The organism is Streptomyces sp. SirexAA-E, from assembly GCF_000177195.2.
Taxonomy (GTDB): Bacteria; Actinomycetota; Actinomycetes; order Streptomycetales; family Streptomycetaceae; genus Streptomyces; species Streptomyces flavovirens.
This window is the reverse complement of the sequence record NC_015953.1, coordinates 4,131,233-4,146,311: the sequence shown is the minus strand read 5'-3', so window position 1 is coordinate 4,146,311 and position 15,079 is coordinate 4,131,233. Positions and strand designations below refer to the sequence as shown.

Annotated in this window: 15 protein-coding genes; 6 read left to right on the top strand and 9 right to left on the bottom strand. The window is 71.5% G+C overall.

Annotated elements, in window-relative coordinates; translation table 11 throughout:
• Positions 1-71: 71 nt before the first annotated feature.
• The 4 genes from murQ (at position 72) to SACTE_RS18545 (ending at position 3,491) form a co-directional block, all read left to right on the top strand.
• The gene (gene murQ / locus SACTE_RS18560) at positions 72-1,040 is read left to right on the top strand and encodes an N-acetylmuramic acid 6-phosphate etherase (protein ID WP_014047554.1); all 969 of its coding nucleotides are present in this window, start codon (positions 72-74) and stop codon (positions 1,038-1,040) included.
• Positions 1,041-1,085: 45 nt separating this feature from the next.
• Positions 1,086-2,642: a PTS transporter subunit EIIC gene (locus SACTE_RS18555; RefSeq protein WP_014047553.1), complete on the top strand. Its 1,557-nt coding sequence runs from the start codon at positions 1,086-1,088 to the stop codon at positions 2,640-2,642.
• A 169-nt stretch (positions 2,643-2,811) separates the two neighbouring features.
• On the top strand, positions 2,812-2,982 hold the full coding sequence (locus SACTE_RS18550) for a hypothetical protein (protein WP_014047552.1): 171 nt from the start codon (positions 2,812-2,814) through the stop codon (positions 2,980-2,982).
• A gap of 155 nt (positions 2,983-3,137) precedes the next feature.
• Positions 3,138-3,491, top strand: a complete 354-nt coding sequence (locus tag SACTE_RS18545; RefSeq protein WP_014047551.1) for a PRC-barrel domain-containing protein — start codon at positions 3,138-3,140, stop codon at positions 3,489-3,491.
• A 232-nt stretch (positions 3,492-3,723) separates the two neighbouring features.
• Here SACTE_RS18545 and SACTE_RS18540 read toward each other — a convergent pair whose 3' ends face one another.
• The 5 genes from SACTE_RS18540 to SACTE_RS18520 form a co-directional block, all read right to left on the bottom strand.
• On the bottom strand, positions 3,724-3,960 hold the full coding sequence (locus SACTE_RS18540) for a hypothetical protein (RefSeq protein ID WP_014047550.1): 237 nt from the start codon (positions 3,958-3,960) through the stop codon (positions 3,724-3,726).
• Entirely contained in the window at positions 3,950-4,189 is a 240-nt protein-coding gene (locus SACTE_RS18535; protein ID WP_037759163.1) for a hypothetical protein, read from the bottom strand. The genes SACTE_RS18540 and SACTE_RS18535 overlap by 11 nt, the downstream gene beginning before the upstream one ends.
• Before the next feature lie 140 nt (positions 4,190-4,329).
• The gene (locus SACTE_RS18530; RefSeq protein WP_014047548.1) at positions 4,330-5,646 is read right to left on the bottom strand and encodes an MFS transporter; all 1,317 of its coding nucleotides are present in this window, start codon (positions 5,644-5,646) and stop codon (positions 4,330-4,332) included.
• Positions 5,643-6,251 carry a helix-turn-helix domain-containing protein gene (locus tag SACTE_RS18525; RefSeq protein WP_014047547.1) on the bottom strand — a complete coding sequence of 203 codons (609 nt, stop codon included), beginning with the start codon at positions 6,249-6,251 and terminating at the stop codon, positions 5,643-5,645. The genes SACTE_RS18530 and SACTE_RS18525 overlap by 4 nt, the downstream gene beginning before the upstream one ends.
• A gap of 71 nt (positions 6,252-6,322) precedes the next feature.
• Positions 6,323-7,276 carry an NAD(P)-dependent alcohol dehydrogenase gene (locus tag SACTE_RS18520; RefSeq protein ID WP_014047546.1) on the bottom strand — a complete coding sequence of 318 codons (954 nt, stop codon included), beginning with the start codon at positions 7,274-7,276 and terminating at the stop codon, positions 6,323-6,325.
• A gap of 176 nt (positions 7,277-7,452) precedes the next feature.
• Here SACTE_RS18520 and SACTE_RS18515 point away from each other — a divergent pair, with 176 nt between their 5' ends.
• The gene (locus SACTE_RS18515) at positions 7,453-8,052 is read left to right on the top strand and encodes a TetR family transcriptional regulator (protein WP_019993393.1); all 600 of its coding nucleotides are present in this window, start codon (positions 7,453-7,455) and stop codon (positions 8,050-8,052) included.
• An 11-nt stretch (positions 8,053-8,063) separates the two neighbouring features.
• Here the strand turns inward: SACTE_RS18515 and SACTE_RS18510 are convergent, their stop codons facing one another.
• Together SACTE_RS18510 and SACTE_RS18505 are read right to left on the bottom strand one after the other, a co-directional pair.
• Positions 8,064-8,690: a hypothetical protein gene (locus tag SACTE_RS18510; protein ID WP_014047544.1), complete on the bottom strand. Its 627-nt coding sequence runs from the start codon at positions 8,688-8,690 to the stop codon at positions 8,064-8,066.
• Positions 8,687-9,076 carry a PadR family transcriptional regulator gene (locus SACTE_RS18505; protein ID WP_014047543.1) on the bottom strand — a complete coding sequence of 130 codons (390 nt, stop codon included), beginning with the start codon at positions 9,074-9,076 and terminating at the stop codon, positions 8,687-8,689. Before SACTE_RS18505 ends, SACTE_RS18510 begins: the two co-directional genes overlap by 4 nt.
• A 318-nt stretch (positions 9,077-9,394) precedes the next feature.
• On the opposite strand from SACTE_RS18505, the gene SACTE_RS18500 reads away from it, so the two are divergent.
• A complete protein-coding gene (locus SACTE_RS18500; protein WP_019993395.1) occupies positions 9,395-10,237 on the top strand; it encodes a hypothetical protein in 843 nt (280 codons plus the stop codon).
• Positions 10,238-10,303: 66 nt separating this feature from the next.
• Here the strand turns inward: SACTE_RS18500 and SACTE_RS18495 are convergent, their stop codons facing one another.
• Together SACTE_RS18495 and groL are read right to left on the bottom strand one after the other, a co-directional pair.
• A complete protein-coding gene (locus SACTE_RS18495) occupies positions 10,304-12,904 on the bottom strand; it encodes a glycoside hydrolase family 9 protein (RefSeq protein WP_026359153.1) in 2,601 nt (866 codons plus the stop codon).
• A 388-nt stretch (positions 12,905-13,292) separates the two neighbouring features.
• Positions 13,293-14,915 (bottom strand): chaperonin GroEL, encoded by a 1,623-nt coding sequence (gene groL, locus SACTE_RS18490; protein ID WP_014047540.1) that lies wholly within the window; start codon positions 14,913-14,915, stop codon positions 13,293-13,295.
• Positions 14,916-15,079: the final 164 nt, after the last annotated feature.

Sequence of the window (15,079 nt, the reverse complement as noted above, 5' to 3'; positions counted from 1 at the left end):
CCCGCGCCGCCCGCACGACACCCGCCCCCGCACCCGCACGTGATGTGAACGAGAAAGCAGAGCCGCCGTCCATGACCTCCACCACCGACGCCAACGCCGACGCCGCCACCCCCGACGGCTACGGCGAACTGCGCGCCCAGCTCGCCACCCTGACCACCGAGGCGTTCCGCCCGGAGCTCGCCGAGATCGACCAGCTCCCCACGGCGGAGATAGCCCGCATCATGAACGGCGAGGACAGCACCGTCCCCACCGCCGTCGCCCGGGCACTCCCGCAGATCGCCGCCGCGATCGACGCCACCGCCGAGCGCATGGCACGCGGCGGCCGGCTGATCTACGCGGGTGCCGGCACCGCGGGCCGCCTCGGCGTCCTGGACGCCAGCGAGTGCCCGCCCACCTTCAACACCGACCCGTCCGAGGTCATCGGCCTGATCGCGGGCGGTCCCACCGCGATGGTCACCGCCGTCGAGGGCGCCGAGGACAGCAAGGAGCTGGCCGCCGCCGACCTCGACGGGCTGGGCCTCACCGCGGACGACACGGTGGTCGGAATCTCCGCCTCCGGCCGCACGCCCTACGCCGTCGGCGCCGTCGAGCACGCCCGCTCCCTGGGCGCGCTCACCCTCGGCCTCTCCTGCAACGCGGACTCCGCCCTCGGCGCCGCCGCCGAACACGGGCTGGAGATCGTCGTCGGTCCCGAGCTGCTGACCGGCTCCACCCGCCTCAAGGCGGGCACGGCCCAGAAGCTCGTCCTCAACATGATCTCGACGATCACGATGATCCGGCTGGGCAAGACCTACGGGAACCTGATGGTCGACGTGCGCGCCTCCAACGAGAAGCTGCGCGCCCGCTCCCGCCGGATCGTCGCCCTCGCCACCGGCGCCTCCGACCAGGAGATCGAGGCGGCGCTCACCGCCACCGAGGGCGAGGTGAAGAACGCCGTCCTCACCATCCTGGGCGGGGTCGACGGCCCCACGGCCTCCCGGCTCCTCACCGAGTCGCACGGCCACCTCCGCGCCGCCCTCGCGGCCGTACACACCACCTGACGCACCGCACGCACCAGTCCCCCGCACAGCAAGGCACCACGCACCATGGCTACTGAAGACAAGAACCGCGCCACCGCCGCCGCGATCCTTCCGCTCGTCGGTGGCGCGGCGAACGTCAGCTCGATCGCCCACTGCATGACCCGGCTCCGGCTCGGCCTGCGCGACCGCTCCCTCGTCGACGACGAGGCCCTCAAGGCCGTCCCCGCTGTCATGGGCGTGGTCGAGGACGACACCTACCAGATCGTCCTCGGCCCGGGCACCGTCGCCCGGGTCACCCCGGAGTTCGAACGCCTCGTCGAGGAGGGCCGTGCCTCGGCCCCCGAGCCCGTCCCCGCCTCGGCGGTCCCGGACGCGTCGGGGCCCGCGCCCGTATCCGCGCAGGAGCTGGCCGCTCAGGGCGCGGCCATCAAGGCCCAGCAGAAGGCGAAGAACGCCACCCCGTTCAAGCTGTTCCTGCGCCGGATCGCGAACATCTTCGTCCCGCTGATCCCCGCCCTGATCGGCTGCGGCATCATCGCCGGCCTCAACGGTCTGCTGGTGAACCTCGGCTGGCTGCCGTCGGTGACGCCCGCGCTCGCCGCGATGGCCTCGGGCTTCATGGCGCTGATCGCGGTCTTCGTCGGCTACAACACGGCGAAGGAGTTCGGCGGTACGCCGATCCTGGGCGGCGCGGTCGCCGCGATCATCGTCTTCCCGGGCGTCGCGAACATCGACGCCTTCGGCCAGACCCTCGCCCCGGGCCAGGGCGGCGTCCTCGGTGCCCTGGGCGCGGCTGTCCTCGCGGTGTACGTCGAGAAGTGGTGCCGCCGTTGGGTGCCCGAGGCGCTGGACGTCCTGGTCACCCCGACGCTGACCGTCCTGATCTCCGGCCTCGTCACGATCTTCGGCCTGATGTACGTGGCCGGTGAGGTCTCCTCCGCCATCGGTACGTTCGCCGACTGGCTGCTCTCCACGGGCGGGGCCGGCGCGGGTTTCCTGCTCGGCGGGTTCTTCCTGCCGCTCGTGATGCTGGGTCTGCACCAGGCCCTCATCCCGATCCACACCACGCTGATCGAACAGCAGGGTTTCACGGTGCTGCTGCCGATCCTCGCGATGGCCGGAGCCGGCCAGGTCGGCGCGGCGGCCGCGGTCTACCTGCGCCTCCCCCGTAACGAGTCGATCCGCAAGACCATCAAGTCCGCCATGCCCGCGGGCCTGCTGGGCGTCGGCGAGCCGCTGATCTACGGCGTCTCGCTCCCCCTGGGGCGCCCGTTCGTCACGGCATGTGTGGGCGGCGCGTTCGGCGGCGGATTCGTGGGCCTGTTCAACCAGCTCGGCGACTCGGTGGGCTCCACGGCCATCGGCCCGTCCGGCTGGGCCCTGTTCCCCCTCCTGGACGGCAACCACGGCCTCGGCACGACGATCGCGATCTACGCGGGCGGCCTGCTGGTCGGCTATGTCGCCGGGTTCGTCGCCACGTACTTCTTCGGCTTCAGCAAGGCCCTGCTGGAGGAGTTCAACGTCTCCCAGGAACCCGCCCCGTCCACGGTCGCGGCCACCGGCCGCCCTGCGGCCGGAACCGGTACCGGCGACTCCGCGGCGAAGGAACCCGCAGGCGTGTGACACCTCCGGGGCACCTCCGGCCGCCCCCGGGCCCCGCCCCCGAGGGACCGTCTGACCAGCGGTTCCACCGGACGGGGGGCCATCCGGAAGGTGCCTGTAAAAAGAATCTAAGGATGATCGGTGTAGGGAATTACTTCAGGGGCACCAGATGCCTCGGAGGTTGATAACTATGGTTCCCCTGCTTCTCGTTCTTCTGCTCGCCCTGATTCTTTTCGGTGCCGGTTTCGCACTCAAGGCACTGTGGTGGATCGCGGTGATCGTACTCATCGTCTGGCTGATCGGATTCTTCGTCCGCCCCGCCGCAAGTGGTGGCAAGCGCGGTCGGTGGTATCGCTGGTAAATAGCTCTTCACCAGCATGAATGATGCGGATGGGCCGGAAAATATTTCCGGCCCATCCGCATTTTCTTTTCTCCTCACTTCGAGGCGTGTGCCTCCCATGATCGGGGGCACCCGCCTTACTGAGACCGAATAGACCGTCACGAAAGGAGCCGAAGATGAGCGACCACATGTGGGGTTACGAGCCGACAAGCGGTCACACCGCGGGCGCCGACCTGACCGGTTACACGGTCGAGGCGACCGATGGAAGCATCGGGAAGGTCGACAAGCACTCGGACGATGTGGGCTCCGCCTACATCGTGGTCGACACCGGCGTATGGATCTTCGGCAAGGAGGTGCTCCTGCCCGCAGGCACGGTCAAGGGCATCGACACCGAGCACCGGACGATCTTCGTCGACCTGACCAAGGAGCAGATCAAGGACTCCCCGGAGTTCGACAAGGAGAAGCACGTCGGCGACCCGGCCTACCACGCGCAGGTCGAGAGCTACTACGTCGGCCACCGCCTGCGGTAAGGCCGCAGGCCCGCTGAACAGAGGCGGGGGCAGGCCCGGACACACGGGCCGGCCCCCGCCGTTCGGCTGTTCCCGGCCCACCGCGTCCCGGGCGCAAGAGCCGGGAAGCCCCCCGTGGGCAGGGTGACACCGAAAGGCCCGGGAAGCGGGAAGCGCGAGGGGGTCGCCGAGCGGCATCGGGTCCGAGTGCCGCACGCCCCGCCCTCGTCCGGTTCACGGGGCGTGTCGGCGGTCACCGCGGCAGCTGCCCTTCCCGGTTGATCTCCGTCACCCGGGCCCGCAGCACCAGCCCCGGAGACGCCGGGTGCACGGCGTCCGGCGGACAGTCCCACTCGGCGCCGCCCCCCGGCGGTCGCAGCTGGACGTACGGCCCGACGCGGCCCATCACCCGGCCCACCCGGCCGTCCCGCCCGTCCACGGCGAACGTGCCGGGCTCGGGCGTACACGGCTCAAGTCCTTCAACTGTCATGGGGCGCCTTCGCTTCGAGCTGGGCGCTCAGCCGCAGCGCCGTCTCGATCGAGCACCGGCCGAGATCCACCAGCGGGTCCGGCTCGTTGCCCGCGCACGACGCCGGGTCGAGGCGCAGCGACGGCAGCTTCACGCCGACCGATGCGAGCCCCGCCCGCAACCGGGCCACGGCGTCCTCCGCCGCCCGCACTCTGTCCGCTGCCTCTTTGCGCCGTTCCGTAGCCGTCATCATGATCTTCCCCATTTCCACGCTGAGTAGTGGGTATGCCTACACAGCGTGGCCAATTCATGGTTAGGGGGAAGAGACTCGGTTCCCGGGCCCCGATGTGCCGTGCCGGGCCGCCGCGCCCGGGAGGCCGCGCCGACGGGTCAGCGGGACATCGGCCGGCTGTCGCCGTCCGCGTCTTCGGGGGTGTCCGCGGTGCCGCCCGAAGCCAGGGAACGGATGCGGGGAATCGGAGAGGGCAGCAGCCAGAGCACCGACAGGGCCCCACCGACGGCGGCGACGAGGAGGGTCGCCCTCAGGCCGACGAGGGTGGCGAGGGCCCCTCCGACGACGGCGCCGACGGGGCGTACGCCGTAGTTGACCGTGCTGAACGCACCGGCCACACGGCTGCGCATCCCGTCGGGGATCACCGAGGTCTGGAGGGAGTTGAGGTTGACGTCGAACAGCATGACGCCGAAGCCCGAAAGGAACTCCGCCGCGGCCAAGGCTCCGGCACGGAGCCAGAGCGGACCGTTCGCGGCGGCGGCGATGGCGACCGGCGCCGGAAACAGAACGGCGCCCACGACGATGCTGCGCCCCACACCGAACCGGCCCGAGAGCTTCGGTGCCGACACCGCGCCGAGGAGGGAGCCGGTCGCGCCGACTCCGAACGCGACGCCGATCGCCCCCGCCGACAGCCCGAGGCTCCGGTTGGCGAACAGCACGAGCAGCCCGCTGCCCGCGACGAAGGAGAAGAAGTTGACGGTCGCCGCACAGCTGAGGGCGGCCCGCAGTACCGGGTGGCCCACGACGAACGACAGCCCCTCACGGGCGCGCCGCCACAGCGAGGACGCCGTCGCGGCGTCCCGGTCGGCAGGCGGTTCGTCGACCGGGACCCGGCCCACCAGGAACGCCGACGCGAGAAAGGTCAGGGCGTCCACGACGAGGGTGACGGGCGCGGTCAGCACCTGGATCAGCGCACCTCCGACGGCCGGGCCGACGACGTACGAGGCGGACCGGGTGGTGCTGAGCTTGCTGTTCGCGTCGACGTAGGACGCGCGCGGCACGAGGCGCACGAAGAAGGGCGGATAGGCGGTGTTGAACAGGACCCCCGCGGCACCCGTGAGCAACGCCACCACGTACAACTGCCCCAGCGTCACCGCGTCCAGCAGACAGGCCACCGGGACGCCGAGCAGCACCGCGGCGCGCACCAGGTCGGCGAGGACCATCAGACGGCGTTTCCTGGCACGTTGATCGACCCAGGCCCCCAGCAGGATCGCGAGCAGGTTCGGCGTCCAGAGGAGGGCGGTGAGCCACGCCACCTGGTTGGCCGTGGCGCCCAGCGCGCCGACGGCGATCAGGGGCAGGGCCAGTTCGGTGATCCGGTCGCCGAACTGGGAGACCGACTGGCCGGCCCAGAAGCGGCAGAACCGCCGGTCCCGCCAGAGCGATGTCCCGGCGGTCGGCCCGGTGCCGCTCACCGGTTCTGCCCGGTCGGCTCCTGGTCACCCTCCGGCAGGACGTAGCGCATCAGCCGCACACCCCGTCCGTCGGCGGGCCGTTCGGCCGGACCCCGGGTGACGTACGGCGCGAGAAGGCGCTCGATGCCGTCCTCGATGGCCGCGAGTTCCTCGACCGACACGACGACGCGGGTGTGGGCCATTCCGGCCGACGCGCGCCACTCCGGGTCGAGCGAGGGTTCCACCTCGGCCGCCCATCGGCTCGGGAAGTCGGCGTAGCGCCGGAACATCTGCTGCGACAGCACCCGCGCGGCCGCCAGGCCCTCCTCGTCGGCCGGATCCTTCGGCGTCTCGAAGCGGAAGCCGCGTGCGGCGGCCTCCCACCGCCGCTGGCGGCGGTCCGGGCCGGGCTCGCTGTCCCGGACCAGTCCGAAGCCGGCCAGATGCCGCAGGTGCCAGCTGGTCACGGACGGCGTCGCTCCGACATCGGGCGCGAGTTGCGTGGCGGTCGCGGGCCCGTGCCGCTGGAGGTGGTCGAGGATCGCCAGCCGCACCGGATGCGCCAGCGCCCGCATGGCTTGCGGATCGGTGATCTCGATGTCGCTCAGGGGGTTGGTGGAGTCCATGGCGTGAGAGTCTCCTCTCACATTTTATGAGAGTCAACTCTCAGATCTGATCTCCAGCCGCGTCGCCCGTCTCACACCACCTGGATCACGTGCTTCCCCCGCACCCCGCCCGCCTCCAGCGCGCGGTGCGCGGCGGCGATGCCGGACAGCGGGTGGACCGTGTCCACCACCGGGCGGATCGCGCCGGTCTCCACGTACCGGGCCAGGCGGGCGAACAGGTCGTGCGTCGGGTTCCCGCTGAAGAAGCGCACCCGGCGCGGTCCGTGGAACGCGGACGCGGCCAGATAGCCGAGGCTCGCGGCGAGGTGGTCGATGTCGAACGCGATGGAGACCATGCGCCCGCCGGGTGCCAGCAGCCGCCGGAACGCCCGGAGTTCGGTGCCGACGGTGTCCAGGACCACGTCGAACCGGCCCAGCTCCGCCGGCCCCGTCGTGGTGTAGCTGCGGACCTCGTCGGCGCCCAGTCCGCGGACGAAGTCGAGGTTCCTCGGCCCGGCGATTCCGGTGACATGAGCGCCCAGGGCCTTGCCGAGCTGGACGGCGACGCTGCCGATCCCTCCGGACGCACCCCGCACCAGGAGGCGTTCTCCCGGGCGGAGCCGTGCCTTGGTCTCCAGCGCGGTGATCGCGGTCGTCCCGGCGGGCAGCGAGGCGGCCTCGACCAGGCCGATGTTCTCCGGGGTGTACGAGAGTCGCCGGGGCCGGACGGCGACGTACTCGGCGGCGCTGCCGAACGTGCGGCCCAGGAGCCCCCACACCCGGTCGCCTTCGCGCAGCCCGACGACGGCACCGTCCACCTGCGCGATCTCTCCGGTGAAGTCCATCCCCGTACGGAGGGGGAAGCGGCGCCCGGTCACCAGGCGGATGCGTCCGGCCCGCCCGTAGAGCTCACCGCCGTTGACGCTCGTCGCGTGGACCCGGACCAGCACCTCGCCCTCCTTCAGGGCCGGTACGGGCACCCGGCCCTCGTACAGCACCTCGGGCGGGCCGTACCTGTCGTAGAGCGCTGCTCGCATGTCGTTCATGTGTGCCACGCTAGGCGGGTAAGCGGACGATACCGTCCACTTGGCGCGAAGTGAGAAAGATGCCTGGTCAGCCCTCTCAGAAACAGCCCTCTCAGAAACAGCCCGCTCGTGAACAGCCCGCCCGGAACCACCACTCTCGGAAGCAGCCCGCTCCGGAGGGCGCCGCTCAGGGCCCGGTGGCCCTGCGCGCCGACGCCCGGGAGAACCGTGAGCGCATCCTGACGGCGGCCCGCGAGGCGTACGCGCTGCACGGGATCGATGTGCCGATGGCCACGATCGCCCGGCGCGCGGGCGTCGGGGTCGCGACCCTCTACCGGCGCTTCCCCACGCGGACCGCACTGGTGACCGAGGCCTTCGCCGAACAGCTCGCGCACTGCGTGGCGGCCTTGGACGACGGGCTGGCCGACCCGGACCCCTGGCGCGGTTTCTGCTCGGTCGTCGAGCAGGTCTGCCTGATGCAGGCGTCGGAGCGAGGCTTCACGCAGGCGTTCCTCACGCAGTTCCCCGACCACGCCGGATACGCGGAGGAGCGCGCCCGCGCCGAGGAGGGGCTGGCCCGGCTGGTGCGGCGCGCCCAGGAGGCCGGCCGGTTGCGGCGGGACTTCACCGTGGACGACCTGACACTGGTGATACTGGCCAACTGCGGTGCGGCGGGGGTGGGTCCGGACGCCTCACGGCGCCTGGTCGCCTATCTGCTCCAGTCGTTCCGGGCCCCGGCCACCGCACCGCTGCCGCCGTCCGTACGACTGGAGCTGGATCGGATCGTCGCCCCCTGAGGGGCCGCCCGTCAGACCCGCTCGCGGGGTGTGCGCACCTTCCAGAGCCAGCCCGCGCCCACGGCCACCATGACCAGCATCAGCCCGGTCAGCAGCCACGGCACATAGGCGGGTACGCCGTCGGCGGAGACGCCGACGTTGTAGCCGAGGGCGATCACCGTGGGGAGGAAGGCGGTCACCGTGACGCCCACCCACTTCTGGTTCCAGTCCCAGTGCCGTGACCTGCACAGCACGACGACCCCGATGATCCTCAGCACCAGCCCCAGCGCCCCGACGAGTATCCCCAGCAGCATGGCGACGACGGGCAGCCCGACCACGACCCAGTCCGGGGAGCGGCGACGCCCCGTGCCGGACCCACCGGCGGGCTCCGGCGCCCCGATCTCCGCGACGGGGCCCGGGCCGGCGGACCCCGCCTCCTGGAGCGCGGTGGTCGCGATGGTGCGCGGGTCGCCCAGCTCGCCCAGGATGTCCCGGGCCTCGCCCGGCCGTTCGGAGAGGGCGACCTCGATGTGCTCGGCGAGATCGGCGACGAGCTCCTGGCGCCGCTGCGCCGGAAGCGCCGACGCCTCCCGCCCGACCGCCGCGAGGTACCGCTCCACCAGCGCACGCTCGGTCGCGCCCGCGTTCTCGGCCTTCATTCCCCTGCCTCTCCGGATCGCCGCGCACACGCCCTCGGTGCGAGCAGGCTGTCGACCGCGTCCCGGAAACCGGGCCACGTCCCCGTGAACTCCGTGAGCGCCGCGTGCCCGGCCTCAGTCAACTCGTAGTACCGGCGCGGCGGTCCGGAGTCGGACTCCCGCCAGCTGGTGACGACGAGTTCGTCCCGCCGCAGACGCGACAGCAGGGGGTAGACCGTGCCCTGGCTGGTGGCCAGCGCCCCGGTCTCCCCCAGCTCCCGGAGCAGCTCCACGCCGTAGCGCGGCCCGTCCCGCATCAGGGCCAGCACGCAGTACTCCAGCACGCCCTTACGGAGCTGGCTCGCCGCCTTGCCAGGGGTACGCCGACTCGGCCCGCTCGGTTCCATGCAATGCACAGTACCTTGCCGTCCAGGGTTCCGGGGGCGGTGGTGCGACCGGGGCTCAAGCGGCGAGATCCGAGCGCTCTTCAGTGGATGGGGTGGAGGGATTTGTTCTCCCACCCACCCTCCCTGCCTGCGCCGTTGACCGTTCGTGACCGATTTGCCACGTAGCGTACGGACGCCTTAGCGTGCGGACACGAAGCGGCCCCCGCCGGTGCAGGAACACCGGACAGGGGCCTGACCACCTCGATCGAAGTAGGCGACCTGATGGCTGTCGACCAGCTTAGTGCTGCCCCCCAGACTCCGTACGCGCCGCCGCACCCGATGGCGAACCCCGGGTACGGCAAGCGCTCCGCGCCCGGCCAACACCCGCGCACCGCACCCGACTTCTCGCATCTGCCGCCCCGCGAGGCGGCTGTCGCCGCGTACATCGACCGGCTGCCCGACGGCGCCGACATCTCCGTGAAGACGCTGGCCAAGTGGCTCCCGTACGGGCAGTGCGCGCTGCGCACCGCGCTCCACCGGATCGAGGCCGCCGGCCATCTGCGCCGGGGCAGCGAGTGCGTGGCCACCGACGCGGTGCTGCTGTGGGTGACGCGTACGTTCTTCTCCCGGACCGCGCGGGACGACGTGTGGTGGGCGGCGTTCGTCCGGGGCGACGTCCCTCCGGAGCCGCAACGGCCCACCCGTTCGCGGGCCTACATCCTGCTGGCCGCCCTCGGCCGCACCGCACCCGCGCTGAGCCTGTCGGCTGCGGACTGCGCGAGCCTGGAGGGGCAGGTCGGCGAGTGGTTCGCCCGGGGCGCCACCGAGGCGGAGACCCTGCGCGCGCTGACCGAGGGGCTGCCCGCCGTCGTCCACCACCCCGCCTCCCTCGTACGCCGCCGCCTCGTCGACAAACTGCCGCCGGAACGGCCCCTCCCGGCTCCCCGGACCGTCGTCCTGCGCACCCTGGAGTGCGGTGAGTGCCGGGCACCCGGCAGCCCGGAGGCCCTGCGGGACGGCCGGTGCCGCGCGTGTCGCGGGGAGAGGGCTGACACGCCCGCCGGTCCGCCGGGGGCCGTGCCCGTCACGGGCGTGCGGGAGCGGGTGGCGGCCGTCCGGGCCGGCCTCGTCCCCCGCTCGGAACGGACGGCCCGCGCCCGGGGCGCGCACGACCGGCGCTGACACACGGCGGGAGCCCGGGTGCGGCACCCCGGAAGGCGGCCGCACCCGGGCCCAAGGGCGCCGCGCTCAGCCCGCTGAGCAGGCCCGGCCGTTCAGCTTGAACGCGCCCGGCTCGGGCGAGGAGCCCGCCGCCGAGGTGTTGAAGCCGAAGTCGACCGCCGCGCCGGGTGCCAGGGTCCGGTTCCACGACAGCGGCCGGGCGCTGACCGTACGGCCGTGCTGGTCGAACTCCGCGCTCCACGTGTGGCTCAGCCGCTGCTCGCCGGGGAGCAGCCAGGTCAGCGCCCAGGGCGAGACGGGATCCGAGCCGGTGTTCTCGACCCGTACCGTCACCGTCGACCCGCTGTTCCACGGGTGCGAGGAGTACGTGACCTGGCAGGTGCGGGCCGCGGCGGTCTGCCCGCCCTCGCCCGCGTCGTCCAGGTAGGAGGCGATGAAGGCGAGCGGTGCGTTCCAGTTGATGGTGATCTCGTTGGTCGCCCAGGAGCCGATGTCGTCGACGTAGCACATGGCGGGCGCGCAGCCGCTGAGCTTCTCCGCCGCCACCGGGTCACCGGAGGCGATCGCGGTGAGGTTGGGGCCGCCCGCGATCGAACCGGGCGCCGGGTTCGGCAGGCTGGGGTCGTTCTGGTGCGCCCAGAAGCGGTGGTGCTGGTTGTGCGAGTCCCGCTCGCCGTAGCCGGTGACGTACGACTGGTTCAGCGGGTTGCGGCCCAGCAGATAGTCGGCGCCCCGCAGCACGGCGTCCTGGTAGGCGGCGTCACCGGTCAGGTCGTGGGCGGTGGCCAGGACGACCATGTTGTTGAGCACCTGACTGTTGGACCCCCAGACGTAGTCCTCCCCCCGGGGCGCGTACGGCAGCCCGTACGCCTGCTCACGGGACTGCGCGGCGTAGCGGTCGGCGCCCTCGGTCACCACCGTGCGCACCTGGGCGAGCTGATCGGACGTCAGGGCGTTGGGCACGGTGGCCAGGGTGAGCACGCCGAGTCCGGCCGTGGAGCCCCAGGAGATTCCGCCGCCCGCCGGGAAGACCGCGCCCGCGTCACCGTGCCATGCGGAGGAGAGCACCGCCTGCCGGTAGATGTCCTTGCCCGTCGTGGTGAAGAGCTCGGCGGCCGCCCAGTAGAACTCGTCCGAGACGTCGTCGTCGTTGTACGCACCGCCGCCGATGCCGTCGTTCGGGTCGGCGAGCACGTCCGGGTGCCGCTTCGCCGCGTCCCACGCGGTCTCGGCGGCCCGCAGGCAGCGGTCCGCGAAGTCCGCGTCGAAGGGCGCGTAGAGCCGGGCGCACTGGGCGGCCGTGGCGGCGAGGTTGAGTGTGGCGGCCGTCGACGGCGGGTGCAGCTCGCGCTGCTGCGGGTCCAGGTGCGGCTTCATCGGCAGCCCGGTCCACTCGGCGTCGTGCATCTTGTGGTGGACCATCCCCGCCAGCTGCTCGCCCGCCGGGACCTGCATCTTGATGAGGAAGTCCATCTCCCAGCGCGCCTCGTCCAGGATGTCCGGCACCCCGTTGTCGCGCTCGGGCACCCGCAGCGCGCCGTCGCCGAGCTCGGCCGACTCCGCGTCCGGGGCGGTGAGGGTCCGCTCGTACGTGGCCATCAGCTGGGCCACCGAGATCCCGCCGTTGACCACGTACTTGCCGTGGTCGCCCGCGTCGTACCAGCCGCCCGACACGTCCAGCCGGTAGTCGCAGACCCCAGGTCGGCACGGCACGTCCGTGTCGCCCTTGTTGGGCGCGACGCCGATGTGACCGGCCGGGCGCGCGTACTGCTCACCGACGAGGTCCGCGTCGATCTCGATGCCGCTGCGGTTGTGGTAGAAGTACGCCAGCGCGTCCGAGCGCAGGGAGTCGTACAGGTCCCCGCGGATCGAGAACGGCTCGCTCACCTCACCGTCGACCTCCACGGTGTAGCCGTCCCCCGCCGTGGTGAGGTCGCCGAAGTCGAAGGTGTGGACCCGTCGGCGCGAGCTGGGGTCCTCACCTCGCGGAACGGTCGTACCGGTGGCGGCCGTCGAACCGTCCTCGGCTTTGACCGTCCAGGTCAGCGGCGCCTCGGCGTCGGTGACCACGGTGCCGCTCTTGGGACCGCGGGGCAGATACCCGACCTGGTTGACGCGGACCGGCGAGCCGGTGTCCGGTACGTACACGGGCGGCTCGGCCCCGCCCCGCAGCGACACGTCGTCCAGGCAGAACGTCGTCGCCCGCTCCCCGCCACCGATCTGCAACTGCACCGACGCGGCGGGCTGGTCCACCGAGGCCGTGAACGTGCGGGCGACCCGCGTGTCCTCCGCGCCCACCGGATCCGCCGTCGCCAGCACCGTCGTGTAGGGCTCCACCGCCTCCTGGACCCGGGTCTGAACGGTCAGGGGCACGGTCGAACGCGCCGTGTAGGACAGCTCGTAGCTCTCGCCCGCGACGATCGGTACGTCGTTCTGGCCGACGATGACGTCCCAGGCGTTGGCCGTGCCGGCGGGCACCTCCACGCAGAGCCGGCCCTCGGACACGGCGGCCGAGGCGTTCGGCGTCCACCACCACGGGGCTGAGGTACCGGTGGCGAAGTCGCCGTTGGTGATCTGCTCGGGGCCGGGTCCGGGTTCGGCGTCGTCGGCCATGGCCGTACCGGGCACGGCCAGGGCCCCTGCGCACAGCAGGGCGGCGGCCGACATCCCGAGCACGCGCCGCCCGTACCGGGACCGTGGTCGGACGGGTGCGGGCCGGGCGGGGGGTGGAAGGGCGTTCACCGAGGAAACCTTTCGTCCGGACGTGCGGAGGCGGAGGTACGGGTGACACCACATGGGAGCGCTCCCATCGCACGACGGCCAGGCAGGACGCCGAGGCGTGGGAGCGGTTCCACGGGGCGCAGCCATTGTGGGCCCGGAGACGCGCGTTACGCCAGGGTCATGACAGAAATGGCTCGGTACCCGCCGGTCCGGCCACACGCAGCACAGTGCGCCCGCCCGCCCCGTCCGCACCCAGCACGACGCCGGCCCCCGGGACGGATCCCGGGGGCCGGCGTCGAAACAGGTACTGCGTGGAACAGCTGATCCCGGGGGATCAGAAGTCCATGTCACCGCCCGGCATGCCGCCCGGAGCGGCCGCGGCGGCCTTCTCCGGCTTGTCGGCGATGACGGCCTCGGTGGTGAGGAACAGCGCGGCGATCGACGCGGCGTTCTGCAGGGCGGAGCGCGTGACCTTCGCCGGGTCGATGATGCCCTCGGCGATCATGTCGACGTACTCGCCGGTCGCGGCGTTGAGGCCGTGACCGATCGGCAGGTTGCGCACCTTCTCGACGATGACGCCACCCTCGAGACCACCGTTGACGGCGATCTGCTTGAGCGGGGCCTCCAGCGCGAGCTTCACGGCGTTGGCGCCGGTCGCCTCGTCGCCCGTGAGGTCGAGCTTCTCGAAGACGGCCGAGGCCTGGAGCAGAGCCACGCCACCACCGGCGACGATGCCCTCCTCGACGGCGGCCTTGGCGTTGCGCACCGCGTCCTCGATGCGGTGCTTGCGCTCCTTGAGCTCCACCTCGGTCGCGGCGCCGGCCTTGATGACGGCCACGCCGCCGGCCAGCTTCGCGAGGCGCTCCTGGAGCTTCTCGCGGTCGTAGTCCGAGTCGGAGTTCTCGATCTCGGCACGGATCTGCTTGACGCGACCCTGCACCTGGTCGCTGTCACCGCCGCCGTCGACGATCGTGGTCTCGTCCTTGGTGATGACGACCTTGCGGGCGGTACCGAGCAGGTCCAGGCCGGCGTTCTCCAGCTTGAGACCGACCTCCTCGGAGATGACGGTGCCACCGGTGAGGATGGCGATGTCGCCGAGCATGGCCTTGCGGCGGTCACCGAAGCCCGGAGCCTTGACGGCGACGGACTTGAAGGTGCCACGGATCTTGTTGACGACCAGCGTCGACAGCGCCTCGCCCTCGACGTCCTCCGCGATGATCAGCAGGGGCTTGCCCGACTGCATGACCTTCTCCAGCAGCGGAAGGAGGTCCTTCACGTTGCCGATCTTGGAGTTGACGATCAGGATGTACGGGTCGTCGAACGACGTCTCCATACGCTCCATGTCGGTGGCGAAGTACGCCGAGATGTAGCCCTTGTCGAAGCGCATACCCTCGGTGAGCTCGAGCTCCAGACCGAAGGTCTGGGACTCCTCGACGGTGATGACGCCTTCCTTGCCGACCTTGTCCATCGCCTCGGCGATCTTGGCGCCGATCTCGGTGTCGGCCGCGGAGATGGAGGCCGTCGAAGCGATCTGCTCCTTGGTCTCCACGTCCTTCGCCTGCTCCAGCAGGGCGGCGGAGACGGCCTCGACGGCCTTCTCGATGCCACGCTTCAGAGCCATCGGGTTGGCACCGGCGGCGACGTTGCGCAGGCCCTCACGGACGAGCGCCTGAGCGAGAACGGTGGCGGTGGTCGTACCGTCGCCGGCGACGTCGTCCGTCTTCTTGGCGACCTCCTTGACCAGCTCCGCACCGATCTTCTCGTACGGGTCCTCGAGCTCGATCTCCTTGGCGATGGAAACACCATCGTTGGTGATCGTGGGCGCGCCCCACTTCTTCTCGAGGACGACGTTACGGCCCTTCGGGCCGAGGGTGACCTTGACGGCGTCGGCGAGCTGGTTCATCCCGCGCTCGAGACCGCGCCGTGCCTCCTCGTCGAACGCGATGATCTTGGCCATGTGAAGTGGTCCTCCCGGACAGGGGTGGATTTCTCCGGACCGAGAGGCGCCCGCGACGGACGGCCTGCGTGCTCAGTGGTTCCTTGCCCCACTGGGCCTGCGGGCCTCACCGGCCCGGTCCAAGTTCTGTCACTCTCACCTGGAGAGTGCTAACGCCAATGATT